Annotated in this window: 16 protein-coding genes and 2 pseudogenes; 7 read left to right on the top strand and 11 right to left on the bottom strand. The window is 63.7% G+C overall.

All coding sequences use genetic code 11. From position 1 onward, the window contains the following. Positions 1–11 precede the first annotated feature (11 nt). Positions 12–1397, top strand: a complete 1386-nt coding sequence (locus KJP30_RS02550; RefSeq protein WP_218447440.1) for an MmgE/PrpD family protein — start codon at positions 12–14, stop codon at positions 1395–1397. Continuing rightward, complete coding sequence (locus tag KJP30_RS02545) at positions 1394–2803, top strand: MmgE/PrpD family protein (RefSeq protein ID WP_218447439.1); 1410 nt, start codon at positions 1394–1396, stop codon at positions 2801–2803. Before KJP30_RS02550 ends, KJP30_RS02545 begins: the two co-directional genes overlap by 4 nt. Positions 2804–2849: 46 nt before the next feature. On the opposite strand, the gene KJP30_RS02540 is transcribed toward KJP30_RS02545, so the two are convergent. Then, a complete protein-coding gene (locus KJP30_RS02540; protein ID WP_218447438.1) occupies positions 2850–4667 on the bottom strand; it encodes an AMP-binding protein in 1818 nt (605 codons plus the stop codon). A 49-nt stretch (positions 4668–4716) separates the two neighbouring features. After that, a complete protein-coding gene (locus KJP30_RS02535; protein ID WP_218447437.1) occupies positions 4717–6507 on the bottom strand; it encodes a gamma-glutamyltransferase family protein in 1791 nt (596 codons plus the stop codon). Between KJP30_RS02535 and KJP30_RS25205 the strand changes: the two are divergent. Together KJP30_RS25205 and KJP30_RS25200 are read left to right on the top strand one after the other, a co-directional pair. Beyond that, positions 6425–7450, top strand: a pseudogene (locus KJP30_RS25205) (trypsin-like serine peptidase); the annotation flags it as partial. The gene KJP30_RS02535 and the pseudogene KJP30_RS25205 sit on opposite strands and share 83 nt — an antisense overlap. A gap of 879 nt (positions 7451–8329) precedes the next feature. Next, positions 8330–9301: pseudogene (locus KJP30_RS25200) on the top strand (amino acid ABC transporter substrate-binding protein); the annotation flags it as partial. Between the two features lie 1023 nt (positions 9302–10324). Here the strand turns inward: KJP30_RS25200 and KJP30_RS02525 are convergent. The 5 genes from KJP30_RS02525 to KJP30_RS02505 form a co-directional block, all read right to left on the bottom strand. After that, positions 10325–11242, bottom strand: coding sequence for a transglutaminase family protein (locus tag KJP30_RS02525; RefSeq protein WP_218447435.1), 918 nt, complete (start codon positions 11240–11242; stop codon positions 10325–10327). Positions 11243–11246: 4 nt separating this feature from the next. Beyond that, complete coding sequence (locus KJP30_RS02520; protein ID WP_218447434.1) at positions 11247–13646, bottom strand: circularly permuted type 2 ATP-grasp protein; 2400 nt, start codon at positions 13644–13646, stop codon at positions 11247–11249. A gap of 2 nt (positions 13647–13648) precedes the next feature. Beyond that, a complete protein-coding gene (locus tag KJP30_RS02515) occupies positions 13649–17050 on the bottom strand; it encodes a transglutaminase family protein (RefSeq protein WP_218447433.1) in 3402 nt (1133 codons plus the stop codon). A gap of 246 nt (positions 17051–17296) precedes the next feature. Continuing rightward, on the bottom strand, positions 17297–19039 hold the full coding sequence (locus KJP30_RS02510; RefSeq protein WP_218447432.1) for a methyl-accepting chemotaxis protein: 1743 nt from the start codon (positions 19037–19039) through the stop codon (positions 17297–17299). Positions 19040–19082: 43 nt separating this feature from the next. Further along, positions 19083–19652 carry a hypothetical protein gene (locus tag KJP30_RS02505; protein WP_218447431.1) on the bottom strand — a complete coding sequence of 190 codons (570 nt, stop codon included), beginning with the start codon at positions 19650–19652 and terminating at the stop codon, positions 19083–19085. Positions 19653–19951: 299 nt separating this feature from the next. Here KJP30_RS02505 and KJP30_RS02500 point away from each other — a divergent pair, with 299 nt between their 5' ends. Continuing rightward, the gene (locus KJP30_RS02500; protein WP_218447430.1) at positions 19952–21490 is read left to right on the top strand and encodes a trimethylamine methyltransferase family protein; all 1539 of its coding nucleotides are present in this window, start codon (positions 19952–19954) and stop codon (positions 21488–21490) included. Between the two features lie 128 nt (positions 21491–21618). Beyond that, on the top strand, positions 21619–21948 hold the full coding sequence (locus tag KJP30_RS02495) for a DMT family transporter (protein WP_218447429.1): 330 nt from the start codon (positions 21619–21621) through the stop codon (positions 21946–21948). A gap of 75 nt (positions 21949–22023) precedes the next feature. Here KJP30_RS02495 and KJP30_RS02490 read toward each other — a convergent pair whose 3' ends face one another. Beyond that, positions 22024–22614, bottom strand: coding sequence for an outer membrane protein (locus tag KJP30_RS02490; protein ID WP_218447428.1), 591 nt, complete (start codon positions 22612–22614; stop codon positions 22024–22026). A gap of 312 nt (positions 22615–22926) precedes the next feature. On the opposite strand from KJP30_RS02490, the gene typA reads away from it, so the two are divergent. After that, on the top strand, positions 22927–24744 hold the full coding sequence (gene typA / locus KJP30_RS02485; RefSeq protein ID WP_218447427.1) for a translational GTPase TypA: 1818 nt from the start codon (positions 22927–22929) through the stop codon (positions 24742–24744). Positions 24745–24892: 148 nt separating this feature from the next. On the opposite strand, the gene KJP30_RS02480 is transcribed toward typA, so the two are convergent. From KJP30_RS02480 to KJP30_RS02470, 3 genes are all read right to left on the bottom strand, one after another. After that, the gene (locus KJP30_RS02480) at positions 24893–25159 is read right to left on the bottom strand and encodes a hypothetical protein (RefSeq protein WP_218447426.1); all 267 of its coding nucleotides are present in this window, start codon (positions 25157–25159) and stop codon (positions 24893–24895) included. 354 nt (positions 25160–25513) lie between these two features. Further along, positions 25514–25984: an MOSC domain-containing protein gene (locus tag KJP30_RS02475; protein WP_218447425.1), complete on the bottom strand. Its 471-nt coding sequence runs from the start codon at positions 25982–25984 to the stop codon at positions 25514–25516. Further along, on the bottom strand, positions 25981–26268 hold the full coding sequence (locus KJP30_RS02470) for a DUF1330 domain-containing protein (RefSeq protein WP_218447424.1): 288 nt from the start codon (positions 26266–26268) through the stop codon (positions 25981–25983). Before KJP30_RS02470 ends, KJP30_RS02475 begins: the two co-directional genes overlap by 4 nt.

Raw genomic sequence — 26268 nt, 5'->3', positions numbered from 1 at the left:
AAGTGGTGACCATGACAAACAGTCCCGAAAGCGCCCTTGCGCGCCATATCGCCGGCGCCTGCGCCACACCCCTGCCTGAACCGGTCGAGGCCCGGACACGCTTGCACCTGCTGGACACGCTGGCGGCCATCCTCTCGGGGCGCGACTTGCCCGCCGGGGTCTTTGGCTACCGGTTCGCAGAGACCGCGCAAGCCCCGGGACCGGCAACCCTTCTGGGCAGCCAAAGTCGAACGAGCATCGAACAGGCAGCCTTTGCCAATGCCATGGCGGCCCATGCGGATGAAACCGATGACAGCCATATCTGGGGCCGCTTCCATCCCGGCTGTGGGATCGTGCCAGCCGCGATTGCCATGGCCGAAGGCCGGGGGGCCGACGGCAGCGACCTGCTGCGGGCCATCGCTTTGGGCTATGATATCGGCGCTCGGTCCACCATGGCGCTGGGCTTTAGCAGCCCCAAGACCACGGTGTTTTCGACCCATGCCTTTGGCACGTTGTTCGGCGCGGCGGCGGCAGCCGGAGCGCTGGCAGGGCTGAACACCCAACAGGCCGAGGCTTTGCTGTCCTTCACCGTGCAACAAACCTCGGGGCTGTCCTATTGGAACCGCGATCCCGACCACGTCGAGAAATCCTTTGATTTCGGTGCCAAAAGCGCCCGCAACGGGGTTTTTGCCGCCCTTCTGGCCGAGGCGGGCATGACGGCCCCGGACCTGCCCATGACCGGGCAGAACGGCTATCTTGCCGCTTACGCAGAGACCCCCGCGCCCGGGAAACTGACCGAGGCTTTGGGCGAGCGGTACGAAATCGCCCGTTCGACGATCAAGAAATGGTCCGTCGGTTCACCCTTGCAAACGGTTCTGGATGCCGTGGGGGAGGTCTTTGGCGGCCAGCCAACCGCCGTCGACAAGGTGGCCGAGATCGTCGTGCACCTGCCGTCGAACCGCATTCACGTGGTCGATGACCGGCACATGCCCGCGGTCTGCGCGCAGCATCTGGTGGCATTGGCGACCCTGCGGGGCCATGTCAGTTTTGCGGCCTCGCACGACCATACCCTGATGCAGGATCCCGAGGTTCGCGCCATGCGCCGAAAGATCCGGCTCGTTTCGGACGAGGAACTGACCCACGCGCGCCCAGAACGCCAATCAATCGTCCACGTCCGCATGGCCGATGGCGAAGAACGGCGGCACCACGCACGTGTCGTGCGTGGCACCCCGGACGACCCGATGACCGCCAAGGAGGTTGCGGCAAAAGCCGCCGACATCCTTGGCCCAATCCTGGCCGACGGCGGGGCGCGCCTGATCGCCCTGTGCCTGAACGAAGATTTCCAGATGACCGACCTTGTCGCCGCTTGCCAGCGCGCGCCTGTCGCCTCACCGACCAACCTGCGGAGCCAAGCATGAACGTCGAAACCCGCGCCGGTGTCACCCGGCAAATTGCCGAATTCGTCACCCGGACCGGCTTTGACGACCTGCCCGCCGAGGCGGTGGAGGCAGCCCGCCGCTGCATCCTTGACGGGATCGCTGTGATGATCGCCGGATCAGACGAACCCTGCGCGCGGATTGCCCGGGAATATGTTGCCAGCGTGGACGGAAGGGGCGTGGCAACGACCCTTGGCGCCGGCAGCCTGTCCGCCCCGGTGCATCTGGCGGCTTTGGCCAACGGCATAGCAGGTCACGCGCTGGATTACGACGACACGGCGCTGTCGCTGGAAAAGGACCGGTCCGTTCTGATCCACCCGACCATGCCACCGCTCTGCGCTGCGCTGGCCATTGGCCAAGACCGCAGGGTCTCCGGCAAAGATTTCCTCGCGGCCTTTGTTCTGGGGTTCGAGGTCGAGGTGAAGATCGCCGAAGCGATCCACCCGGATCATTTCGCAGGCGGGCGCGGCTTTCATTCCAGTGGCACCATCGGGGTCTTTGGCTCTGTCGTCGCGGCCTGTAAATTGATGCAACTGACCCACGAGCAAACGCGCAATGCGCTGGCCATTGCCGCCACCATGTCTGCCGGTCTGGGTGTCAATCATGGCACAATGTCCAAGCCGCTGAACATGGGCCGGTCTTCGGAAACCGGTGTCACCGCCGCGCAACTGGCCAGCCTTGGATTCGACGGGCCCGTGAACGCGCTGGAAGGCGGGCGTGGCTTTTTCGAAGCCTTCGGCGGAGGGTTTGTCGCTGACCGTATTCAGGGACGGCTGGGCGCGCCATTTGCCATCCTAGAACCGGGCACCTCGGTCAAACCCTACCCTTCGGGGGTGGTCGGCCATCCCGGCATGGATGCCATGGGCAAGCTGGTCAGCGATCATGACCTGTCGCCCGATGATGTGGCGCAGGTGCGTGTTCGCACCGGTCCCAACGTGATCCACCCCGGCCCGCTGCGCATCGCCCATGCAACCACCGCGCTGGAAGGCAAGTTCTGCGTGCCCTTCCAGATGGCCGCCATGATCCTGCGCCGAAAGGCCGGGCTGTCCGAGTTCTCGGACGAATTCGTTGCCTCGGCCCCCTGTCAGGACATGCAAAAACGGGTAGACGCCATGATCGACCCGGAGATTGCGGCGCTGGGAAAAGACAAGATCGTCTTTGACATCGACGTGGAGACTCGTGACGGGCGCAGGTTCACCCAGCGCTCCGCAGAACATTACCGCGGCGGTCCTTTGAACCCGCTGAGCTGGCACGAGTTGTGCGGCAAGTTCCGCGATTGCGCCGATGCCGTCCTGTCCGCCGCCAAACAGGACCGAATTATCGCGCTGGCCGATGGTTTGGAGGACTTGGCCGACCTCTCCGAACTGATCGCGGCGGCCAAGCCCTGAGACCATGGCGCGGGGCCTTCCCGGCCCTTCGCCCGCACGTCACCTCCTAGTAGGTGATGACCGTCAGATCGATCGACATGCCGCGCACCGCCTCGCGAAAGCGCGGTTCAAGTTCTTCGGCCAGCCTGACGCGGCAGAACAGGTCTTCGTTCACTTCGATATCGTGATCGGGCAGGACAAATCCTGCCTTTTCCGCCGCCCTTACCAACGCCCAGCGACAGGCTATCCGACGCAGGGCCGGTTTGTAGATCTTGCCGATGGGCGTCAGCGGGATCTGGTCCAGAATCTCGATCCGCTTGGGAAAGGCCGCAGGTTCCGGGATCCGCGCCCGCGCGTGGCCCTTGAGTTCGTCCATCCGCACATGGGCCCCGGTCTCCAGTTGCAAAAAGACCACCGGCAATTCCCCGGCATATCCGTCCGGCATTCCGATGGCCGCCGCGGTGGCCACCGCCGGATGGGTCAGAAAGACTTCTTCGACTGCCTGCGGGTCGATATTATGTGCGCCGCGCATGATGACATCCTTGGCGCGGCCGGAAACGTAGATGCGCCCGTCACCGTCCACCCGGCCCAGATCCCCACTGATCAACCAGCCATTGCCGGGGAACGTGTCGCGCCCGATGGCAGGGTTGCTGTAGCCGGGCGAGATATTGGGACCGCGCACGGCAAGAAGCCCCTCTTGCCCACGCGGCTGCGGCGTCAACGGGCGGTCATCGGGGTCGATGGTTTCCACCTCGACGAATGGCAAGGCCAACCCGCAACAGCCTTCGGTACGCGGGCCGTGGAAAGGCTCGACCGCGATACAGCCCGCCGATTCCGTCATGCCAAGGATATTGCGCACCGGCACGCCGGTCCGGTCCTCGAAAGCCTGCGCCAGTTCCGCCGGCAAGGGCGACCCACCGCTGAGCAGCAACCGCAACGACGCGATCTCTCCCTCCAGCGGGACCGCATTCAGGGCGCTGATCACGGTCGGCACCCCGCCGATCACCGTGATCCCCAACCGTTCGACCTGTTGCCAGATCGAGCGGACAAAGGCGCGGTTGCGCATCCCCAAACGTCCGGGGATCACCTGTTGCGCCCCCGCCGACAGTGTCGACAGCCCGTAGACAAAGGCACCGGCCACGTGGAACAGTGGAAAGCCGTTCACAAGCCGGTCGTCCGGGCCAAGATCATACATCAACGCACAAGAGCGTCCGACATGCGCCTGATTCAAGCGGCTGTGCCGGACCAGTTTGGGCGCGCCGGTTGTGCCGCCGGTGTGAAACAAGGCCGCGATGCAGCCCGGATCACCGCCATCGGGCACATCCAGCGGCGCGGCCGCTTGGCACAGGGTCTCGAAACACCCGTCGGTACCAACAGAAGCCTGCGCGCCTTCGCAATCCAGCAACGGGATCGAAACACCCTCGGAGCGCAATGCCGGGACGATCTGCTCCCACAGCGGCAGTTCGTCGTTTTCCCCCAGAACCAGCGCCAGCTTGCAGCCCGAGGCGCGCAGCAATTCGGCAATGTGGTCTGGCCGCAGCATCGGGTTGATCGGACAGACCCGACCGGCCAGTTCCGCCCCCCATAGCGCCACTTGCGCGCCCGGAGAATTGGGCACCATCAGGCCCACCGCATCCTCGGGACCGACACCCAGATCGCGAAACACCCGCGCCGCCTGCAAGATCCGCGTTACGACGGCATCGTAGCTGAGGACAACTTCCCGCGCCGGATCTATAGGATCGCAGAGATAGCGGATCGCAACCGCCTGCGGATCCCGGTCCCGTGCTGCGCGGATCAGATCGAACGGCGTCTTGTGCGGCAGGAAACGGTCAAGGCCGGCAGCCTCGACCGCGGCAATATCTTCCGCGCTCCGTATCAGGGGCATGTTGTTGTCTCCGGCTGTCAGCCGCACCATAGCCAGGCTGAGACACCGATCAACGCCCCACTGCGTAAGCTTGCATCAACCTTGGCGTGGCCGCCGCGCGCAGGATGCCATCCGGCCCCTGCGCCGCCGCCGTCAGACGTCCCAGAGACCACGGCTCTGCCTCGGTTACGCGATGGCCCCGGGCACGCAGGGTCTGGATCGTGCCGGGGTCAAAGCCCGGCTCCGCCAGCAAGGCGCCCGGATCGGCCGCGCGGGGATAAAAGCTTGATTGCAGGTGTCCGGACAGGACCAGAGGCGCGTCGATGGACTCTTGCAGGGACATCCCATGGTGGACAAGGTGCAATAGCAGGATCAGTTGCCACTGGTCCTGACTGTCACCTCCGGGCGTCCCAAAGGCCAGCCGCGTGCCGTCCGGCGCGCGCGCCATGGACGGGGTCAGGGTGGTTCGCGGGCGCCGGCCCGGTGCCAGCGTGGTTGGCAAACCTTCGTCCAGCCAAAACATCTGCGCGCGGCTGTTCAGCGGCACACCCAGCCCCGGAATCACCGGGTTGGATTGCAACCAGCCGCCAGATGGCGTGGCCGACACCATATTGCCCCAGCGGTCCACCACGTCCAGATGCACCGTATCGCCTTCGCTGGGGTGCAGATGGGCCATCGTGGGTTCGCCGCCGCCTGCGCCTGTGCCCTTGGGCGTCGCCCGGGCGGCGCGTGCCACGAAAGCGTCGGCCAGATGCTCCAGACCCGGCACCCGCCCCGGGCGCTGTTCCAGCGATGCCCAAGGGCCGATCAGCGCGGCACGCTCCCCGGCATAGCTGTCGGACAACAACCGCTCGCCGGGGATCGCTGCGTGCAGCGGATCGCCGTAATAGGCCTCGCGGTCGGCAAACCCCAGTTTCATCGCCTCGACAACAAGGTGCAGGAACTCGGCCTCGCGCGGGCCGGTGGCCTCTATTCCGGTGTGCCGCAGGATGTTCAGGCATTGCAGCAACGCCGGCCCCTGTGTCCAGAAACCCCCTTTCCAGACCCGCCAGCCGTGATATTCGCCCGCCAGTGCGGGTTCGGTGGTGGCCTGCCATGCGGCCATGTCCGCACCGGTCAGAACACCGCGCCGCCGCTGCCCCGTGCCATCCATGACGCAAGCATCGCGCAGGTAGTCGTCGATAGCCTCGGCCACGAACCCGCTGTAAAAGGCGCGCCGCGCCGCGTCGATCCGTGCCTCGCGGCTAGCCGGGCCCGCGCCTTCGTCGCAGAACCGGGTCAGTGTCGCGGCAAGGTCGGGGTTCCGAAACAGGCCGCCCGGAGGCGGCGGTGCATCACCCGGCAGCCAGACCCTTGCTGAACTGGGCCATTCCTTGCGAAACAGATCGGCATGGTCGGCGATCACCCCGGCGGCGCGGGCAAGGATCGGATGGCCTGCCCCGGCATAGTGGATCGCCGGGGCCAGCACATCGCGCAATTCCATCTGGCCATGGTCGCGCAGCATCACCATCCACGCATCGAACGCGCCGGGGATCACGGTCGCCAACAGGCCGGATCCGGGGATCAGGTCCAGCCCCTCGGCCCGGTAATGTGCCACGGTCGCGGCGGCCGGTGCCGTGCCCTGACCGCAGATCATCACCGGCGCGTCGGTCCCGGCCGGCCAGACCAGCGCGGGCATATCCCCCAACAACCCGTTCAGATGCGGTTCGACCACTGTCAGCACCATCCCCGCCGCCACGGCAGCGTCAAAGGCATTGCCGCCCGCCTCGAGCATCTTCATGCCCGCCGCGCTGGCCAGCCAATGGGTCGACGTCACCATGCCAAAGGTGCCGGTCAGTTCCGGCCGTGTGGTAAAGCTCATGCCTGTTCTCCGCCTTCGGTTCGGGCCAAGCCTATGCAGAACCGCCGCCGCAAACCAGCCGCGACGCCCGCGCCCTGCCCTTTGCCCGGCCCCAAGCGGCCTGCGCGCTTGCCCGATTGGCGGTCGCCATGCCAGACTGACGCAGCGACAGGACCAGGGGAGAGCGCCCGTGCCAAGATGGATTCCCGCCTTTTGCCTTGCTATCGGCCTTGCGCCGTCCGCACAGGCGCAGGGCCTCGCGGACTGCGGTTTCGGCTTTGAAATCGACGCACAAAGCTCGGCTTTCCAGTCGATGGTGGTGGACGGCGAACAAAAGCGCGGCTTCTGGTTATCGATCAACCGCGCGCCGTCGGACGTAAAGAAGGTGGCGCGGCACATCGGTCGCTTGCAAACCTGCCTTGTCACCCCCGATGGCAAACCCCGCGAGATCACGCGCGGCGGTCGCACTTTTACGTTGAACAGCCCGTTTCTGGGCAATTGCACGGCCACGCTCTTGCCGGACAACCGGCTGTTGACCAACGTGCATTGTTTCTACGATCCCGATCTGGTGCGCGCCGGGTTCAGCATTGTCCGCGAGGCACGGGTCAATTTCAATTATACCTCCAAGGACGACACGGGTGCGGTGCGCACCTATCTTGTGTCCCCGCGCGAACTGAAATTGGACAAAAAGCTGGATGCCATGGTGCTTCAGGTTATCGGCGGTGATCCGAACGGCGACCTTGGCGGCCATGTCCCGATGAAGATGATGCCCAGCGTGGATCCCTTTCAGGAACTGCGGATGATCCACCACCCTGCTGGCGAACCTCAGCAATATTCCACCGGCACCTGTCAGGTGCACCGGCGTCAGGCCGAAATTCCGCCCGAACGCTCACCTCTGCGGCACAGCTGCGAAAGCACGGGGGGGTCTTCTGGCTCTCTGCTGCTGGATGCCCGCACGCTGGCAGTGGTGGCTCTACACAATCAGGGCGGGTTGCGCCCCTCTGGCGACAGTTTCAACAGCGGCCACAAAATTGCGCTGATAAATCAGGCACTGGACCTCGGGTTCGAGATCGTGACGCCCGAGGCAGCGGGCGGCGGCGGCGATGCGGCCACCAGCGCGCTGACCGACGCGTTGCTGATATTTGATCCAACCCGACAGGCCGAGGCCCTGCGCCGCGTCATCGACCGTTTCCCGAACAGCGAAGCCGCGGCCAAGGCGACCATGGCATTGGACCGGCTGGCCGGGGACAGCACAAGCGCACGGGAAACGCAGGCGGCGCAGGCGCTGTCCGATGCACTGCTGACCGCCGACCTTCGCTCCCGGATCTCGGCCCTGCGCGGCGTCATCAGCCAGTTCGCCGGAACCGATGCCGCCGACAAGGCGCTGGCCGCCGCCAGCCGGTTGGAAAGCGACCTTGCCAGCCGCGACCGCGATGCACAGGCGCAGACCCGGCTGGACCGAGCCAAGGCAGATGGAGACCTTGACGCGCTCCGCTCCCTGTTGAGCGAATTTGACGGAACCGCCTTCGGGTTTCAGGTGCAACTGGCCCTGTTCGAGGCGGAATCCGCCCTGCGTGACGCGGAAACCGCAGCCAATACGGCGCTGACCAATGCCTTGCTACTGGCAGATCGCACGGCCCAGATCGCCGCTTTGGAACAGATCACCCGCGCACATGTCGGCCGCGCTGCCGCGACCAAAGCCGCCGAGGTTCTGACCCGTCTGCGGTCAACGACACCGAAAACATCTGAACCGGTTGCAACGAAACCCGCGCCCAAACCCAAAGCTCCGGTATCGGCAAGTTTTGCCGATCCCACGCCGCTGGTTTCCCCGCCGTCCAAGCTCATGGCTCCGATCACCCGCGCCGAGCTGGAGACCATGGCCCGAAACGGTGGCCGGACACAGGCGGACGTGATCGCGCGCGGCTATCTTGTCTGCGGTGTCAGCACCGGCCTGCCCGGCTTTTCCTTCGCCGACAATCTTGGCCAATGGCAAGGTCTGGACGTGGATGTCTGTCGCGCCGTGGCGGCGGCGGTTCTGGATGATGCTAACGCGGTGCAATTCGTGCCGCTTGGCGCGCGAAACCGGTTTGTCGCGCTGGCTTCGGGCGAAATCGACATCCTGTCGCGCAATACAAGCTGGACGTTCAGCCGCGACGTGGACCTGAAGTTCGATTACCCCGGCATCACCTATTTCGATGGTCAGGGTTTCATGGCACCTCGCTCTCTGGGTATTGACCGGGCCACCAATCTGGACGGTGCCGTCGTCTGTCTCCGTACCGGCACGAGTTCGGAACTGGCGGTTGCCGAGTATTTCCGCGCCAACGGCATGATCTATGAACCGCAGCCCGTTGCAAATATGGCCGAAGCCGAACAGCAGTACCTGGCCGGGGCCTGCGATGTGTTGACCGGCGATGCCACCGGTCTGGCCGTGATGCGCCGCGGCTTCGGTGCCCCGGGCGATCACATCATCTTGCCGGAAATCATCTCGAAAGAACCCTTGGGACCGCTGGTCCGTCACGGCGACCCGCAATGGACACATCTGGTCAGCGGCGTGATCCAGGCCCTTCTTCTGTCCGAACAGATGGAGTTGCAGAAGGATACCATCCCGGAAATCGTGGATTACCTGCAAAACGAACCGGATGGCGCAGATCTTGGCACGGTGGCATTGGGCGGACGGGCCTTCAACCTGCCCGATGACCTGATGCTGCGGATCACCGCAGCGACCGGCAATTATACAGAGATATTCGAACGCAACCTGTCGGAGGAACTTGGTCTGCCGCTTGGGCTCAACCTCACGTCCAATGCCGGCGGCCTGCACCCGGTGAGTTTCCTGACCAACGTTCCCACGGACAACCGCCGCGCCGGTCGCCTGCGCACGAGTTCAATCTCGGTGCGAGAGATCCGTCAGCGCGGAACCCTGCGCTGCGGAGTGCATGACGCGCTGCCCCCCTATAGCAGCCTTCAACAAGGCCGCCGCGTGGGTTTCGCGCCTGACATATGTCGCGCATTGGCGGCCGCCATCTTCAAGGATTCCGATCGCGTCGACTATGTGATCGGCGCGGATGACGACTGGGCCAAAATGCTTGCCGACGAACGGGCGGACATCATCCCCACCGCGCTCAGCAATGACCTGAGCGGCGACCTTCAGGCCGGCAGCATCCGTGGCGTTCCGCTGATGTACCCTCTTTACGGGGCGATCCTGCCCAAGGGCAGCCATGAGGATACACTGAAACAATCGGGATTGCCGATCTGTGCGCTGGTTTCGGGGCACTCCCGCCTTTTCGCCCGCCACCTGTTCGGATCAGAGGATTCGACGCTTGTTCCGGTGGCCGATGCCATTTCGGGGATGCAGGCAATGAGCCAGGGGAAATGCGGCGGCGTTGTGGGCGATGCCGGTCGGCTGGCCGCCGGGCTGGCCTCGGCCGGGCGCGACCGGTCGCGCTATGAAATCTTTCAGGAGGTCGAATCCCCGGTTGTCCCGATCCGTCCCGTCATGCCGGGCAACGAGAACTTCCGCGACTTTGTGAACTGGACGATCTTTGCGCTGATCGCTGCAGAGGAACTGGGCCTGACACAGTTGAATGTCGATGCGGGGCTTCGCTCTTTCAATCCCGAAACCCGGCGGCTTCTGGGGGTCGAAGCCGATCTTGGCCCGATGATGGATCTGCCCAAAGACTGGGCCTTGCAGGCGATCCTTGCCGTCGGAAACTATGGCGAGATCTACGAACGCCATTTCGGCGCGGGCAGCGGGCTGAACATCGAGCGCGCGCAAAACCGCATTTGGCTGGACGGCGGCCTGATGTATGCTCCGCCTTTCCGTTGATCCGGGCCTTGGCGCTCAGTCGGTCGTGCTGCGCCCTGCGGACTCGGCCGGACCGCGATCCGAAACCGGGACCACGTCGACACTATGCGCCGTGCTGTGCAGACCCGAGCTGCGCAACGACCCCTTGACCGGCGCCACATCGGCATAGTCCCGGCCGTGCGCCACGCTGATATGATCGGCGCCCACCCGCATGTCATTGGTGGGATCGATCTCAATCCAGCCCATCTCGGACCCGCACCAGGCCCGCACCCAGGCATGCATGGCATCCGCTCCGGCCAGCCTTGGCTGACCTTCCGGGGGTTCGGTCCGCAAGAATCCCGAGACATAGCCCGCCGGAACGCCGATGCCGCGCAAGGCGGCAATCATAATGTGACTGATGTCCTGACAGACGCCCCGACGGTTGGCAAAGGCCTCGGCCGGATCGGTGGTCACATCGGTGGCCGTGGCATCAAAGGTGATCTCTTGATGCAACGCGCGTGAGATCAACTGAACCACCGACAGGACAGGCTGATCCGGCCGCGTGATCCCGCGTGCAAAGGCCGTGATCGACGGCACCGGCACCACACGATCTGAAGCGCCAAGGAAATGATGCGGCGCATCCGATGACAACGAGGCCACCTCGGCCAGTTCCCGGCGCATGTCGCTCAGCGCACAGGACAGGTCCAGTTCCTGTGGCAACTCATTGCGGCGGATCCGCCCGCTGAAGCGAAAGCTCACCTCGTCAATGGGTGTGTCATAGGCGATTTCAGTCAGGGCATTGCCAAAGAAATCGATCCGGTCACGCCGGAATCCGGGCATGGGATCGGCCTCCAGCAGGCCCGAAACCAAACGCTGCGCCGGACCGCTTCCGGGCATCATACGCAGATGCATCCGCGCCGCCGCCGCGGATTGGTTGTAGGCATAGCGGACAGCCAAGGTGACATCGTAGAGCATGCCGCTACCCCATGTATTCCGTGTGGATGGCGTCCGAGACCGCCTGAAGATCATCGGCCAGTTTCGCCAGCGCCGCGCTGTCCAGTTCCTCGGGTGTCAGGACCGACAATTCGGTATGAACCCGCAGGATTCGGCGGCCCACGACAGTCAGTTGGCTGGTTTTGGTCCGCCGGGGCAATTTCCCCTGCTGGTCCCGCAGCACCGCCGCCTGATAGATCACCGATCTCGGGTTTTCCGGGTCCAGCGCCAAGAGGTCGATCACCGTGTTCCGGTTTGTCTGCACCGAATAGCGCCGCCGGTGGGTCATTACGCTGTCACCGATTTCCAGCGCGGCATCAAGGCTGCCTTGCGGAACGCCACTGGCGGCAAAGACCGACAGCAGGTCCGAGATCTGGACCCCGCGTTCCAGCGCACGGCCCATGGTCATAAAGCGCCAGCCGGAAAAGCGGAACATATTGTCATTCACCAGACCGGCGAACCCGGCCAGCTTGCGCAAAAGCTGGCTGAGGGCACGGCCCGTGACATCCCCCGGCGCAACCACCCCGGCCAGATCGCGGGCCGCCGCCTCAAGCTCGTCCAGCGCGTACCACCCATCGTCAGAGAACCGGTCGCGCACCTTTGACGCACAGCCCCGCGCGCTGTCCAGCAGGCTCAGGAAAAGGTCCGGCATGGGTTGCGCCAGATACAGCCCGCGCCCCTCGAGAAAGCGGCCAAGCTGATCGAAGACCGGCATCGGCGTGCCGCCATTGTCCTCCAGCCGCAGGTGATAGGCCCGCAGGGTCCGTGCCGTGAAATCCGCCCGTTCGACATAACGGCCCAGCCAAAACAGGTTGTCCGCCGCCCGTGACGGAAGCCGCCCCGGCATGCGCCGGATGAACGGCCCGGGCTGTTGCCCCGACAGTGTATCGACTTCGACCGGCGTATCGCTGACCACCCAGACATCGGCGACCGAGCCGCCATTCTGCATCGCCAGTGCGGTGGGATCATTGGTCCGCCCGATACGCGCATATCCCCCCGGCATGACGGTCCAGCCCTCGGCCGTGCGAGCGGCAAAGACGCGAACCACCATGGGGCGTGGCAACAGCTTGCCGTCGATCATCGCAGGCGTGGTCGACAGGGTTACGGCCTCTTGCCCGACCAGCGCGCCGCCGTTCTTGTCCAGCCACTCACGCACCGGGCCGCGCGCGCTGTCACGGAAACGCCCGCCAAGTGCGGTCGAACTGTCGATATCAAAGGGCAGATGCGTCGACAGCGCGGGGCCGATCATCATGCGCTCGAGGTTTTCGCTGACATAGGCGCGTTCGCTGGCCTGACCGCACCACCATGTTGCGATATTCGGCAGCTTCAGCGGCTCGCCCAGCAGCGCCTCGGCGATGCGCGGCATAAAGGCCATCAGCGCGCGCGCCTCCAAAACCCCGGAGCCAAGACAATTGAGCATGGTCACAGCCCCGGACCGCAGGGTGCCGACCATTCCGGGCGTCCCCAAGGCCGAGCTTTCGTCCAGTTCCAGAGGATCGGCAAAACGCGAATCCAGCCTGCGCCAAAGAACGCTGACCGGTTCCAAGCCGTTGATCGTGCGCACCATCAGCTTGCCGTCGACGCTGACCAGATCCTCGGATTCCAGCAGCAGGAACCCAAGGTAGCGGGCAATATAGGCGTGTTCGAAATAGGTATCCGTGTGCTGGCCCGGGGTCAGGATGGCGACCTGCCCCTGTTCGGGGCCGCGCAATTGGGTCAGCCGGTCACGAAAGGTGCGAAAGAACCCAGCCAACCGGTGTACATTGGCCTCGGTATAAAGGTCGGTGAACACCCGTTGCGTGGCCATCCGGTTTTCCAGCGCAAAACCCGCCCCGGAGGGAGCCTGTGCCCGGTCGCCCAGCACCAACCAGCTGCCATCGGGCGAGCGGCCTATCTCGAAGGCAAGGAAATGCAGGAAATGATCCGAACGCGGTTTCACACCGACCAGAGGACGCAGCCATTCCGCGTTGCGCGCGATCAGTTGCGGCGGCAGGATGCCCCGCCGCACCAGATCGGCCGGACCATAAAGGTCGGCCATGGTGCGTTCCAACAGTTCGGCCCGCTGAGCGATGCCTTCGGCCAATCCGTTCCATTCGGACTCGCCTATGATGACGGGAATATGGCTCAGCGGCCAACCACGCATGGTGGATTCATCACCGGTGTACTGCCGGTAATAGACACCTGCGTCCTGTAGATAGAGATCACCGCGCGCAAAATCCTGCGCCACCTGTTCGGTGGCGCGCCCGGCCAGGTGGTCGATCATAGGTTGCCAGACCGGGCGCAGGCTCCCATCCGGGCGCAGCAGTTCATCCGCCACTCCGTCGAGTGGCTGGTAGAAGTCAAGCGGCGCCTTGCGCGCCGCATCGGCGGCGCCGGTCTCGGCCATTGTCAGATCCAGGGCGCGCGGCGCAGATCCAGGGTCATCGGGAACTCCGGGTGCGGGTTTTCAGTAGCCGGCCAGTAGGTTCCGGGCGTGTGCCCCCATTTCTGGAACCGCGCCAGGCGGCGGGCATCCGCTTCGTTCGTATTGACCGGGAAGGTATCATAGCTGCGCCCGCCGGGGTGCGCCACATGATAGGTGCACCCGCCGATGGCACGCCCCGACCAGGTGTCAAAGATATCGAAGATCAATGGCGCATTGACCGGCAGCACAGGATGCAAGGCCTCGGCCGGTTGCCATGCCTTGAACCGCACGCCGCCCACCTTGCGCCCGCTGGTCCCGGTGGCATGCAGCGGCACCTGCCGCTGGTTGCAGCAGACGACATAACGGCTAGGGTCCAGCGCCGTCAGTTGCACCTGCATCCGTTCCACGGAACTGTCCGTATAACGCACGGTCCCGCCAATGGCACCGCGTTCACCAAGCACATGCCACGGCTCCAGCGCCTGCCGCACCTCAAGGTGGACATCCTCGACCTCGATCTCGCCTGCAAAGGGAAAGCGGAATTCGCGCTGCGCCTCGTACCATTCGGGACGCAGGTCGAACCCGTGCTCCTTGAGGTCGCGCAGAACATCAAGAAAATCCTGCCAGACAAACTCAGGCAGCATGAACCGGTCATGCAGCGTGGTGCCCCAGCGCACCGGCTGCCCCTTGACCGGGGATTTCCACAGCCGCACCAGCAGCGCCCGCAACAGAACCTGCTGCGCAAGGCTCATCCTTGCGTCGGGCGGCATCTCGAACCCGCGGAATTCCACCAGGCCAAGCCGCCCGGTCGGGCCGTCCGGCGAATAAAGCTTGTCGATGCAGATTTCGGCGCGGTGGGTGTTGCCCGTCACGTCGATCAGGATGTTGCGCAGCAGGCGGTCCACCAGCCACGGTTGCGGCGGTTCACCTTCGGACGGATCGGGAATCTGCGACAGCGCGATTTCCAGTTCATACAGGGTATCGTGGCGCGCCTCGTCAATCCGCGGGGCCTGACTGGTCGGACCTATGAAGGTGCCCGAGAACAGATAGCTCAGCGACGGATGCCGCTGCATGTACAGGATCAGTGACCGCAACAGGTCCGGCCGCCGGAGGAAGGGCGAGTCCATGGTCGTCGCCCCGCCGACAACCACATGGTTGCCGCCCCCGGTGCCGGTATGTTTGCCGTCGATCATGAACTTGTCCGCGCCAAGGCGGCATTGGCGGGCTTCCTCGTAGACGGCGCTGGTGATGTCGACGCATTCCTCCCAGCTGGAGGCAGGATGCACGTTCACCTCGATCACGCCGGGATCGGGCGCGACCTTGATGACGTTCAGTCGCGAGTCATGCGGCGGCGTATAGCCTTCGATATGCAGCGGCAGATCCAGCGCCTCGGCCGTCTGTTCCGCGGTTGAAATCAGTTCGAGGTAATCCTCCAGCGCCTCGACCGGCGGCATAAAGATGCACAGCTTGCCATCGCGCGGTTCGACCGCGATGGCCGTGCGCACCACGCCGCCCTCCGGTGTCACCGCCTGTTCGCGCTGGGCCTCTGCCGGTTCATCTGCGCGCAGCCGCGTGACCGGCTGTTCCCGGCCCGGCGTGGTTTCGGGCAGTACCGCGCGCTCTTCCTGCGCGATCTTGCGCAGTTCCGCGAACAGCGCCTGCCGCTTTTCATCCATCTGATGATACTCCGGCAGATCCTCGACAGGCACTGTCGGATCTGTCGGATAGACATAGGGATAGGCCGAGGGGCTGACATACGGCAACGTGCCCAGAGGCAGGCGGAACCCGACGGGGCTGTCGCCCGGGATCAGGAACAGATGGCCGCGCCGCGTGCGCCAGCGCTCCGATCGCCAGTTGCGCCCAAAGGCCCGCGACTGCCAACGCTGGATCGGCAGGATGAACCCGGCGGGCCGGTCCAGCCCGCGTTCAAAGACACGAGCAATGCGGGCCCGTGCTTCGGGGTCTTTGAGGCGGGAATCCTCGGGCGTGACGTTTTCCGGCAGTTCGGCCTCTTTCAGGATCCAGACCGCCGGGTCTTCGAAGGCGGGTTGGACGTATTCCGTTCCGATATCCAGCGCCTTGGCGAACCCTGTCATGAACGTTTCGGCATCCTCGGCGGTGGCACCCTTGGCGGTTTCCCTCGCCACCAGGTCAAGGTTCTTCCAGATCGGCTTGCCATCGCGCCGCCAGTACAACGAAAACGTCCAGCGCGGCAGGGTTTCGCCGGGATACCACTTGCCCTGTCCGAAATGCAGGAAACCGCCGGGAGCGAAACGATCCCGCAAGCGACGGATCAGGTCATCGGCCAGCGCGCGTTTCTGTGGTCCGACGGCTCCGGTGTTCCACTCGGCGCTTTCGAAATCATCGATGGATACAAAGGTCGGCTCACCGCCCATGGTCAGGCGCATGTCCTGCGCTTTGATCTCGGCATCGACCTTGCGACCAAGCGCATCCAGCGCGTCCCAGCTGTCTTCCGAGAAGGGTTTGGTGATGCGCGGGTGTTCAGCGACGCGATGCACCTCCATCGCGAAATCGAATTCGGTCTCGGTGTCCTTATGCCCGCTAAAGCCGCCAACGATGGGCGCGGCGTTGCTATAATGGGGCGTGGCGGCGAGCGGGATATGGCTTTCGCCGGTCAAAAGCCCGCTGGTCGGGTCCAGCCCAACCCAGCCCGCGCCGGGCAGGTAGACCTCGCACCATGCGTGCAGATCGGTGAAGTCATGATCCGTGCCCGAAGGCCCATCCAGCGCCTCCAGATCCGGTTTCAGCTGGATCAGGTAGCCCGAGACAAAACGCGCCGCAAACCCCAAGTGCCGGAGGATATGGATCAACAGCCAACTGCTGTCGCGGCAGGACCCGGATTTCTTTTCCAGTGTTTCTTCTGGTGCCTGAACCCCGGGTTCCATCCGGATCAGGTATTCGACGTCCTGTTCCAAGCGGCGGTTGAGGTCCACCAGCATGTCGATGGTGACCTGTTTTTTGCGCGGAACGCTGGCGACCCATTTCCTTAGCAAGGGCGTCAGCGGCTCTGTCTTGCGATAGACGGCAAGGTCCTCGGCGATTTCTTCGGGGTACTCGAAGGGCCATTCGCGGGCGACCTCATCGACGAAGAAATCGAACGGGTTGTAAACGGTCATATCCGCGACAAGATCGACCTCGACCCGGAATTCGGTCACCGGTTCGGGAAAGACGAAACGGGCCATCCAGTTGCCATAGATGTCCTGCTGGTGGTTCACGAAATGCCCCGCCGGTTCCACCTTGAGTGAATGGCTGATCACTCGGGTCCGGCTGTGGGGGGCCGGGCGCAAACGAATGATCTGTGGCGATAGCGTGACCGGACGGTCGTATTTGTAATGCGTAAGATGCCGGATGCTCGCCGTGATCGCCATGGTGTTCCTGTCTGTCCCGGTTGTGCTTGTCCGATCAGACAAGCGCCCGCAGGAAAGGAAGTAAAGCCGCAGCGTCGGTCAAAGCCCATTCCGCCCGGCAATGCCGCAAGCGGGTGACAGACTTGGGCAAATGCACAAATTTTGGGCTGGTTTCCGGGACAGATGCACAACGCTGCCGGGTTTCCCATCGGTTCCGGAACCGCCGAATGCCCAAGGACGCCCCGGGTTGGCCGGGGCGTTTCCGGGTCAGGCGACCTTGGCCCGAAGCTCGGCAGGCTGGGCCGCTGCCTTATCCGTTCCGGTCGAAAAACGGCCCACCGTTTCGCTGAGAGCGCCGGCGTCGCTGCGCATCATATGGGCCGAGGCAGTGGCCTCTTCGACCATGGCGGCATTCTGCTGGGTGACCCGGTCGAGGTTCGACACCCCGACGTTGATTTCCTGCAGGCCCTGCGCCTGTTCGCCGGCGCTGTTGGCGATCCCGCTGACCATAGTCGAAACCTCTGCCACCCGGCTCAGGACATCGCCAAGGGCATCGCCCGCCTCTTCGACCAGTTTGACACCGCTGGTCACCTGCTCCCCCGCGCCCGAGATCAGGTCCTTGATCTGCTGGGCCGCGGCGGCGCTGCGCTGGGCCAGACCGCGCACCTCGGTGGCGACCACGGCAAAGCCTTTGCCGGATTCACCTGCGCGCGCGGCCTCGACCCCGGCGTTGAGCGCAAGCAGGTTGGTCTGAAAGGCGATGTCGTCGATCACATTGGTGATGGCGCCGATCTCATCCGAGGATTTTTCAATCGCCCCCATGGCCTCGATCGCGGACTTCATCACCTCGCCGTTGCGTTCAGCGATCTCGCGCGTCAGGCGCACCTGTTCATCGGCGCTACGGGCGTTTTCCGCCGCGGCGCTGACGCTGCTGAGCAGTTCCTCCAATGCCGCCGCCGATTGCTCCAGCGTCGCGGCCTGCGTTTCGGTCCGCCGCGACAGGTCATCCGAGGCCGAGGCGATCTGGTTGGCATTGTCCAGAAGGCTGCCCGCGCTTATCGAGACATCGTCGACCACGCGCCTCAGGCTGGCGATGGCGCGGTTGTAGTTGGTCCGCAGCGCGGCATATTCCTCGGGGAACTCTGCGTCGATTTCACGGTTCAATACGCCATCGGCCAGCAGGTCCAGCGCCGTCCCCAGATGGCGCACCATCTCGACCTGGTGCTCCATGTCACGGCTGCGGGCCTCCTGGGCGTCGCGTGCATCCCGGAGGGCGACGATCAGTTCCTCCATATGGGCGGCAATTGTCCCGAATTCGTCGCGTCGCCCGGCCATTCCGATGCCCGTGTCATAATCGCCGCGTGAAATGCGGTTCACCGCCTGTGTCACATTGGCAAGCGGGCGTCCGAGGCTGCGTTGCAACAGGACCAAGGTCGCCAGCAGCATGGCAACAAAAACGCCCGCTGCGGTCAGGATCATGACAATCACATCCGACCGCACCGCGGCCAGCGCCGCATCCGCGTTCCAGGCCATGGCCAGCACACCGATCACCGGACCATCGGCCCCGGCCATGACCGGTTCGGCCAACCACAGCCCGTCATGCGTGTTTTGCCGGGTTCCGCTGGACAGAACCGACGCCGCCAGCGCCTGAATCTGGTCCAGAACGACCGGGTCTTCGCCCCGCGCAGCAAGCCGTTCGCCTTCGGCATTCAGGACAAGGATGCCAAGCCCGCTGTTCCCGGCCGCATCCATCGCGGCCGAGACCTCTTCTTCCAGTTTTGGCAGAGCTTTGAAGCGGATCGGCTTGACCAAGGCATCGGCGCTCATTTCCACGGTACGGACGGCCTGGCCCACAACGCCTTTGACCGCGAGACCGTGGATCAACCGGGTCGCCTGTATCGACAACACTGCCGCCACCACGATCGTCGTGACCGCCATGATTGCCGCACATCTGACGAAGACCGAATGCAGACCCGCCCCCGATTTCGCCTTGCCGCTGTCCTGTGTCATGCTCGCGCCCCTTGCCTGTTTGCCTCTTCGCCCTGCCCGCGCCTTACATCAACGCTTCGGCATCAATCCCGATCGTCATCGCGCCGATGGGCGCGCCGCTGGCCGGATCGGTGATCGTAATCGAAATCTGCGCCTGGTAGGTCTGGCTGGATTCATCGAACTCGACCTCGCCGAAATGCACGGCCCCGGCCCCCTTGGGGAAGGTTTCCTGAAACTTCGCCTCATCGCCCTGCCAGTAGTCCGAGGTGGCACCGGATGCCGCCACGTTCAGACCATGGGCATCCATGATAAAGACCTCGGTGATCATGCCGCCGCTCGCCTCGATCCGGGTCCGCAGGAAATCGGCGGCCGCGTTCATCAAGACGCCATCCACGAGGTCCGAGCCGGTGCCCACCTCGGCCCGCCATGTCTGGTCCAGCGACTCGATCCGCGCGGCGTCATACCCGGCGGTCTGCGCGTTCTGGGCGGCAATTGCGTCTACGATGACCGCCTCATGCGCCCATGTCATGATATCGCTGTCGACATAGGCCTGCATCGCCGCGTGGGGTTCGACCGCCCCGGCCATGGAGGCAGTGGCGACAAAGGCCGCCGTCAAAAGAAAATTGCGGGTCATTGGATGATCTCCGGTGTTGGTTCGCGTGCCCGGAGACTAGGCACGGGGCATTTACGCGCGATTAACCTTCGGTAAAATTGAAAGTATTCTCTCCCCGGACCAAAAACGACACCGCGTCGTTTTCGGTACAGACAGCGCCGGTTCCCGCCGCCACGCTGATCGTCATGAATGTGGAACACGCGGTCATTTCCCGGATCCTGCTGCAGATCGGCGCACGCCGTGGCCGGGCCGCGCGCGGCCGCCCGGAACACCCGCCGACAGCCTGAGTTCCCACGTCCACCTGTTCCGGAGTCCCAGAGATGACTGCCCCCATGACCCGCCGCAGCGGAGGCCGCGCCGCCCGCGTCGCCGCACGTAACACCGCCCTTTCCGAAGACGTCCGCCCCATCCGTGCCGGGATGAGCGGCGGCAACTACCGCCCCCTGACCGATGCGCAGGTCCAGCGCATCCACGAGGCCGCGCTAACCGCTCTGGAGGAGATCGGCCTTGCCGATGCGCCTCCGTCCGGTATCGAGATCATGACAAAGGCCGGCGCGACCCTGGGCGAAGATGGCCGCCTGCGGTTCTCTCGCGCATTGGTCGAGGATATGCTGGCCAAGGCCGCGCGCAAGATCACCCTGACCGGCCGCGACCCGCGCTTTGATCTCGATCTATCGGGGCAGCGGGTTCACTATGGGACCGCCGGCGCAGCGGTTCACATGGTCGATGTCGAAGGCCGCAGCTACCGGGAAAGCACCCTGCAAGATCTGCATGACGCGGCGCGGATCACCCATGTGCTGGACAATGTGCATTTCCTTCAGCGCCCGATGGTGGCGCGCGACATCACCAACAACCGCGAAATGGACCTGAACACCGTTTATGCCTGCTGTTCCGGCACCACGAAACATATTGGCACCTCCTTTTCGGACCCGGCCTACGTGGCGGATTGTATCGAACTGCTGCACATGATCGCAGGCGGCGAAGCGGCATGGCGGGCGCGGCCCTTTGTGTCCAATTCGAACTGTTTCGTTGTCCCGCCGATGAAATTCGCCACCGAAAGCTGCGAAACGATGGAATCCTGCATTCGTGCCGGGATGCCTGTCCTTCTGTTGAGCGCCGGCATGGCCGGGGCCACAGCCCCGTCGACCGTGGCAGGGGCTATCGTTCAGGCGGTGGCCGAATGCCTTGCCGGGGTTGTCTATGTCAACGCCATGTCCCCGGGGCATCCGGCGATCTTTGGAACCTGGCCCTTTGGGCTGGATCTGCGCACCGGGGCCATGTCGGTGGGATCGGGCGAACAGGCCCTGCTGAGTTCTGGCTGCGCGCAGATGCACGATTTTTACGGCCTGCCCGGCGGAACTGCGGGCGGCGCCTCAGACTCCAAGCTGCCGGACATGCAGGCCGGTTGGGAACAGATGTGCTCGAACGTTATGGCGGGCCTGTCCGGGGCCAACATGGTTTACGAAGCCGCGGGCATGCATGCCTCTTTGCTGGGGTTCTGCCACGAAAGCCTGATCCTTGCGGATGACCTGATCGGTCAGGCGCTGCGCTGTGTGCGCGGGATCGAGGTGGATGACACAACGCTGGCGCTGGACCAGATGCGCGAGGTCTGCCTGAAGGGGCCGGGCCACTACCTTGGGACGGATGAAACCCTTGGCCGGATGCAGCGCGACCATGTCTACCCGGTTTTCGGCGACCGGTCCTCTCCCCGCGAATGGGAAGAGAAAGGCAAACCCGACCTGATCCAAAAGGCCACCGCCCGCAAGGATCAGATCCTCTCCGTCCCGGCCGCGTCGCAATTCAATCCGGCGCTGGACGCAGCCATCCGCGACAGGTTCCCGATCCACTTGCCGCGCTGAGCCGCATCACCCAACAAGGACAGGCCCCGGTTCTGGTCCGGGGCCTTTTTCCTGCCCGCACCGGTCACTTGCTTGCCCCGGCGTTCCCCCGGCTTTACCCCTGCCCCGACAGTTACCGGAGTCCCCTCATGCCTTATCTTATCCTCGCCTGCGCGATCCTTGCCGAAACCATCGGCACCACCGCGTTGCAGGCCAGCCAGCAGTTCAGCAAGCTTGGCCCCACGCTGATCGTTATCGTGGCATATGGGGCGGCCTTCTACCTGCTGGGCATCGCCTTGAAGTATTTCCCGGTGGGCATCGCCTATGCCATCTGGTCCGGGCTTGGGATCGTCTTTATCGCGGTCATCGGCATCGTCCTCTTCGGACAGCGGCTGGACCTTGCAGGCGTGTTGGGGCTGGCGCTGATCATCGCGGGCATCCTGGTGATCCACCTGTTCTCCAAAAGCTCGGTTCACTGATCCGGCCCCAATAAGAAAAAGCCCCCCGGAGCACGCTCCGGGGGGCCATTCCTTCCGCTCTCTTGTGGGGGAAGATCAGAAGCGGAAGGTTGCCCGCAACGAATAGGTCTGCGCGTCGAGATCGACACCGGTATTGCCGACATCTTCGAAACGATGCGCCAGCGCTTCACCACCGATCGAGAAGCGGTCGTTGACCTTGTATTCGACACCAACGCCGCCGACCGGACCGGTCGCATCACCGATCGAGGAATCGATGCGCGCCACACCGGCGGTGCCGTAGACCAGCGTCTGGCCGAAATCGACACCGGCACGACCCTTCAGCCGCATCACGTTGTCAACGTCCACGCCGTTGATCGAATAGTCGTTGCCGTCCTGGTATTCGAATTCGCCACCCAGCACGTATTTGCCGAAGTCATAGTCATAACCACCATAGACCCCGAATACGCCGCCGTTATTGCTGGTGCCGCCAGTCTGGGTGTTCATGTTGCCATAGCTGAAACCGGCGTAGGGACCGGTCCAGTCGCCCGTCACCGGCGCGGCAGGTGCGACCGGGGCGGCCGGAACAAGCACCGGATCAACCGGCGTGTTGTCGATGCTGCCCGCAAGGACAGGAGCGGCGCCAAAAGCCGTGGTTGCGGCGATCACGGTAAAGATGCTCGATTTCATGACTGTCTCCTTTTCTGGTTCCGTACGCTGCATCTGCGCAGCGCGTCATGTCTGGGCCGCAAGTAACGACCCGTGATGCGGTTTCAACGGAGCAGACCGCATGTTGTTCCGCCCTGAACCGCCTGCCCGGGCGTCAACGGCCAAAGCCCGCCGAGCCCTGCCCTGCACCCGGCAAAGCCTTGCCGGTTCCCTCTCTGGCTCTCGCAGGCGTGACCCGTTCCCCTCTTGCAACAGGCTTGCGGCACATTGGCTCTGGTCTTTTTGCCTTTACCCGGCTAGTTCCGCGCCAACTCCGGACAAAGGAACCGTCTCATGGAATTGCGCAACGTCGCGATCATTGCTCACGTCGACCACGGCAAGACGACACTGGTGGACGAGCTGCTGAAGCAATCCGGCGCATTTCGCGCCAATCAGGCCGTGGCCGAACGGGCAATGGACTCGAACGATCTTGAACGCGAACGCGGGATCACGATCCTTGCCAAGGCGACTTCGGTCGAATGGAAAGGCACGCGGATCAACATCGTCGACACCCCCGGCCACGCCGACTTTGGCGCCGAGGTGGAACGCATCCTGTCGATGGTCGATGGCGTCGTACTGCTGGTGGACGCGGCCGAAGGGCCGATGCCCCAGACCAAGTTCGTGACCTCCAAGGCGCTGGCACTGGGCCTGCGTCCCATCGTCGTGCTGAACAAGGTCGACAAACCCGACGCCGAACCGGATCGCGCGCTGGACGAAGTGTTCGACCTGTTCTCGAACCTTGATGCCAACGAGGACCAGCTGGACTTCCCGCATCTCTATGCCTCGGGCCGCAGCGGCTGGTGTGACGCCGAGCTGGACGGACCGCGCAAGAACCTTGACGCGCTGTTCAACCTCATCGTGAACCACGTGCCCGCCCCCGCGCAGGTCAAGAAGCGGGACGACGATTTCCGCATGCTGGCCGTCACGCTGGGGTCCGACCCCTTCGTGGGTCGCATGTTGACCGGTCGTGTCGAATCCGGCCGTTGCAAGGTGGGCCAGACGGTTCAGTCAATCTCGCGCGTGGGGCAAAAGATCGAACAGTTCCGCGTGACCAAGATTCAGGCATTCCGGGGTCTGCAACAGCAGGACATCGACGAAGCCGAAGCAGGCGACATTGTCAGCCTTGCCGGTATGACCAAGACGACCGTGGCCGACACCATCTGTGCGCTGGCCGTGGACGAACCGCTTGAAGCGCAGCCGATCGATCCGCCGACCATCACCGTGACCTTCGGCATCAACGACAGCCCGCTGGCCGGTCGCGACGGCAAAAAGGTGCAGTCCCGCGTCATCCGTGACCGACTGTATAAAGAGGCCGAAACCAACGTGGCGATCCGCATCAAGGACACCCCCGGAGGCGAGGCCTTTGAGGTTTCCGGCCGCGGCGAACTTCAGATGGGCGTGCTGATCGAAAACATGCGCCGCGAAGGCTTTGAGCTGTCGATTTCGCGTCCGCAGGTGATCATGCGCGAAGAAGACGGCCAGATGCTGGAGCCCGTCGAAGAGGCCACGATTGACGTGGACGACGAATACTCGGGCTCGGTCATCGAAAAGTTGACCGGCGCGCGCAAGGGTGAACTGGTGGAAATGCGTCCGGCGGGTGCCGGCAAGACCCGGATCATCGCGCATGTGCCCTCGCGCGGGTTGATCGGTTATCACGGCGAATTCCTGACCGACACGCGCGGCACCGGTGTTCTGAACCGTGTTTTCCACGGCTGGACCCCGCACAAAGGCGCCATCCCGGGCCGCCGCGCGGGCGTTCTGATCTCGATGGAAAACGGCGAGGCCGTGGCCTATGCGCTGTGGAACCTCGAAGACCGCGGCAAGATGATGATCGGCGCGCAGGCCCCTGTTTACACGGGCATGATCATTGGCGAGCATTCGCGCGAGAATGACCTGGAGGTCAACCCGCTGAAGGGCAAGAAGCTGACCAACGTGCGGGCCTCGGGCTCGGACGAAGCGGTGCGTCTGACCACGCCGATAACGCTGAGCCTTGAAGAGGCCATCGCCTATATCAATGACGACGAACTGGTCGAAGTGACGCCCAACGCGATCCGTCTACGCAAACGGCATCTCGACCCGCACGAACGCAAGCGCGCAGCACGCGGCGCCTGATGAACGGACCCCGGCCAGACCATAATTGTCCGGCCGGGTGTCAGGAAAGGCGGATCTCCTTTGAATAAAGGTGCCTCTTCCGCCGAACCGAAATGAAAAAGGCGCGGGGTGGCAGTCCCCGCGCCTTTCTCATGAGTGTCTCTGCCGATTATTTGCAGGCGGCTTTCTTGGCCACGTAATGGCCTGCCTTCACCATATGCTTGGACTCTTTGTAGACGGCCGGGTAGTGGACCTTGATCATCTGGCCGTTCTTGTATTCCCACTCGGTGTGGGCCGCCATGATCAGCTTGTGCGTGTATTCATATTTGGCCGGCACCCAGACCTTGTCGTAGCAAGCGACAACCTTGCCTTCCCAGGCCATGGCGGGTGCTGCGAAAGCGGCTGCGATGAGTGCGCCGGCAAGAACTTTTTTCATGATCTTTCTCCCAAGAAAATTGAAGGTATCCAAACTCTAGCCAAGAAAATCGCGACGGCGCGACAGGAATTCCTGACTTGGCGGAGCAAATTCGAGTTAAGCCCCGATTTTCCTGCCCAAATCAGCGATTCTGTTGTGGAGGTGCCATAGTTTTGCAACGGTCCAGAGCTTTGGACCGTTGTCTTCGATTTCCAATCCGGGAACAATTCACGATATCGAAAAAAATCCACCCATCGACAAAGGCTTGGACGGAATGTCGCACGAATCACTCTGATTCAAAAAGTGCGGGAAAGTTTTGCGGCAGGAGACCGCCCAAGTCGGCAGTTCTGCGGGCGAAAAGATGCCTATGAGGCATCAATAATCGGGCAGCACCGGATCCGCAAGGCGGATTTCGCCGGGTTCCGTAACGGAACAACACCAGCCCCCATGCCCACGCATCGCGACATAGCCGCCGGGGCCCAACAGATCTTCCATTCGGGAACAAGGCGCACAGGGGCATTCGAATTTCAGTCGAAGCTCTCCGATCCTCAGGCCAAATTCCCGAAGTGCCGTCAGGTTGATGCCGGACACCACGAGATTTCGGCGCAGCACTTCGGGCGCAAGCGTCCCGCGACCGACCAATGCAGCAATGACTGGCAAGTGTTCAGCCTGAATCAGCGTCACCGCCCGTTTGCCGGGGCGACCGTGATCTCCGGCCAGACCGTCCAATCCGACCACCGCGTTGTCGACGGCGATCAGATCAGCCTTGCGAGCAGGTCGCAGGCCGATCCAGTCCAGCCGCCCCGGTCCCGCAAAGGACCGGCGCAGCTCGGCCAAAGATCTCACTCGGTGATCTCGACCACCAAAAGTTCGCGCTCGGATGCGCCGCGCGCATGGTTCAGCGCCTCTTGGTACGCGTCAGAGTGATAGCACTCCACCGCCGACTCGACCGAAGGGAAGCGCGCCACAACGTTTCGAGGCCGCTCTTTTCCTTCAAGCTGAACATAGCGACCGCCGCGCGCGATGAATGTACCGCCATGGGCCGCGATGGCCGGACCGGCCAATTCCGCGTATTTCCCATAGGCTTCGGCATCGCTTACGGTCACGTGGGCAATCCAGAGTGCAGGCAT

Origin of the sequence: Antarctobacter sediminis (assembly GCF_019218285.1) — a bacterium.
Taxonomy (GTDB): Bacteria; Pseudomonadota; Alphaproteobacteria; order Rhodobacterales; family Rhodobacteraceae; genus Antarctobacter; species Antarctobacter sediminis.
The sequence above is the reverse complement of the archived record's forward strand: the minus strand, read 5'-3'. Positions and strand labels throughout refer to the sequence as shown.

Bases quoted from the DNA above. Each gene is read 5' to 3' on its own strand.
- KJP30_RS02550 (WP_218447440.1), top strand. From the start codon at position 12: ATGACAAACAGTCCCGAAAGCGCCCTTGCGCGCCATATCGCCGGCGCC.
- KJP30_RS02545 (WP_218447439.1), top strand. From the start codon at position 1,394: ATGAACGTCGAAACCCGCGCCGGTGTCACCCGGCAAATTGCCGAATTC.
- KJP30_RS02540 (WP_218447438.1), bottom strand. From the start codon at position 4,667: ATGCCCCTGATACGGAGCGCGGAAGATATTGCCGCGGTCGAGGCTGCC.
- KJP30_RS02535 (WP_218447437.1), bottom strand. From the start codon at position 6,507: ATGAGCTTTACCACACGGCCGGAACTGACCGGCACCTTTGGCATGGTG.
- KJP30_RS02525 (WP_218447435.1), bottom strand. From the start codon at position 11,242: ATGCTCTACGATGTCACCTTGGCTGTCCGCTATGCCTACAACCAATCC.
- KJP30_RS02520 (WP_218447434.1), bottom strand. From the start codon at position 13,646: ATGGCCGAGACCGGCGCCGCCGATGCGGCGCGCAAGGCGCCGCTTGAC.
- KJP30_RS02515 (WP_218447433.1), bottom strand. From the start codon at position 17,050: ATGGCGATCACGGCGAGCATCCGGCATCTTACGCATTACAAATACGAC.
- KJP30_RS02510 (WP_218447432.1), bottom strand. From the start codon at position 19,039: ATGACACAGGACAGCGGCAAGGCGAAATCGGGGGCGGGTCTGCATTCG.
- KJP30_RS02505 (WP_218447431.1), bottom strand. From the start codon at position 19,652: ATGACCCGCAATTTTCTTTTGACGGCGGCCTTTGTCGCCACTGCCTCC.
- KJP30_RS02500 (WP_218447430.1), top strand. From the start codon at position 19,952: ATGACTGCCCCCATGACCCGCCGCAGCGGAGGCCGCGCCGCCCGCGTC.
- KJP30_RS02495 (WP_218447429.1), top strand. From the start codon at position 21,619: ATGCCTTATCTTATCCTCGCCTGCGCGATCCTTGCCGAAACCATCGGC.
- KJP30_RS02490 (WP_218447428.1), bottom strand. From the start codon at position 22,614: ATGAAATCGAGCATCTTTACCGTGATCGCCGCAACCACGGCTTTTGGC.
- typA (WP_218447427.1), top strand. From the start codon at position 22,927: ATGGAATTGCGCAACGTCGCGATCATTGCTCACGTCGACCACGGCAAG.
- KJP30_RS02480 (WP_218447426.1), bottom strand. From the start codon at position 25,159: ATGAAAAAAGTTCTTGCCGGCGCACTCATCGCAGCCGCTTTCGCAGCA.
- KJP30_RS02470 (WP_218447424.1), bottom strand. From the start codon at position 26,268: ATGCCTGCACTCTGGATTGCCCACGTGACCGTAAGCGATGCCGAAGCC.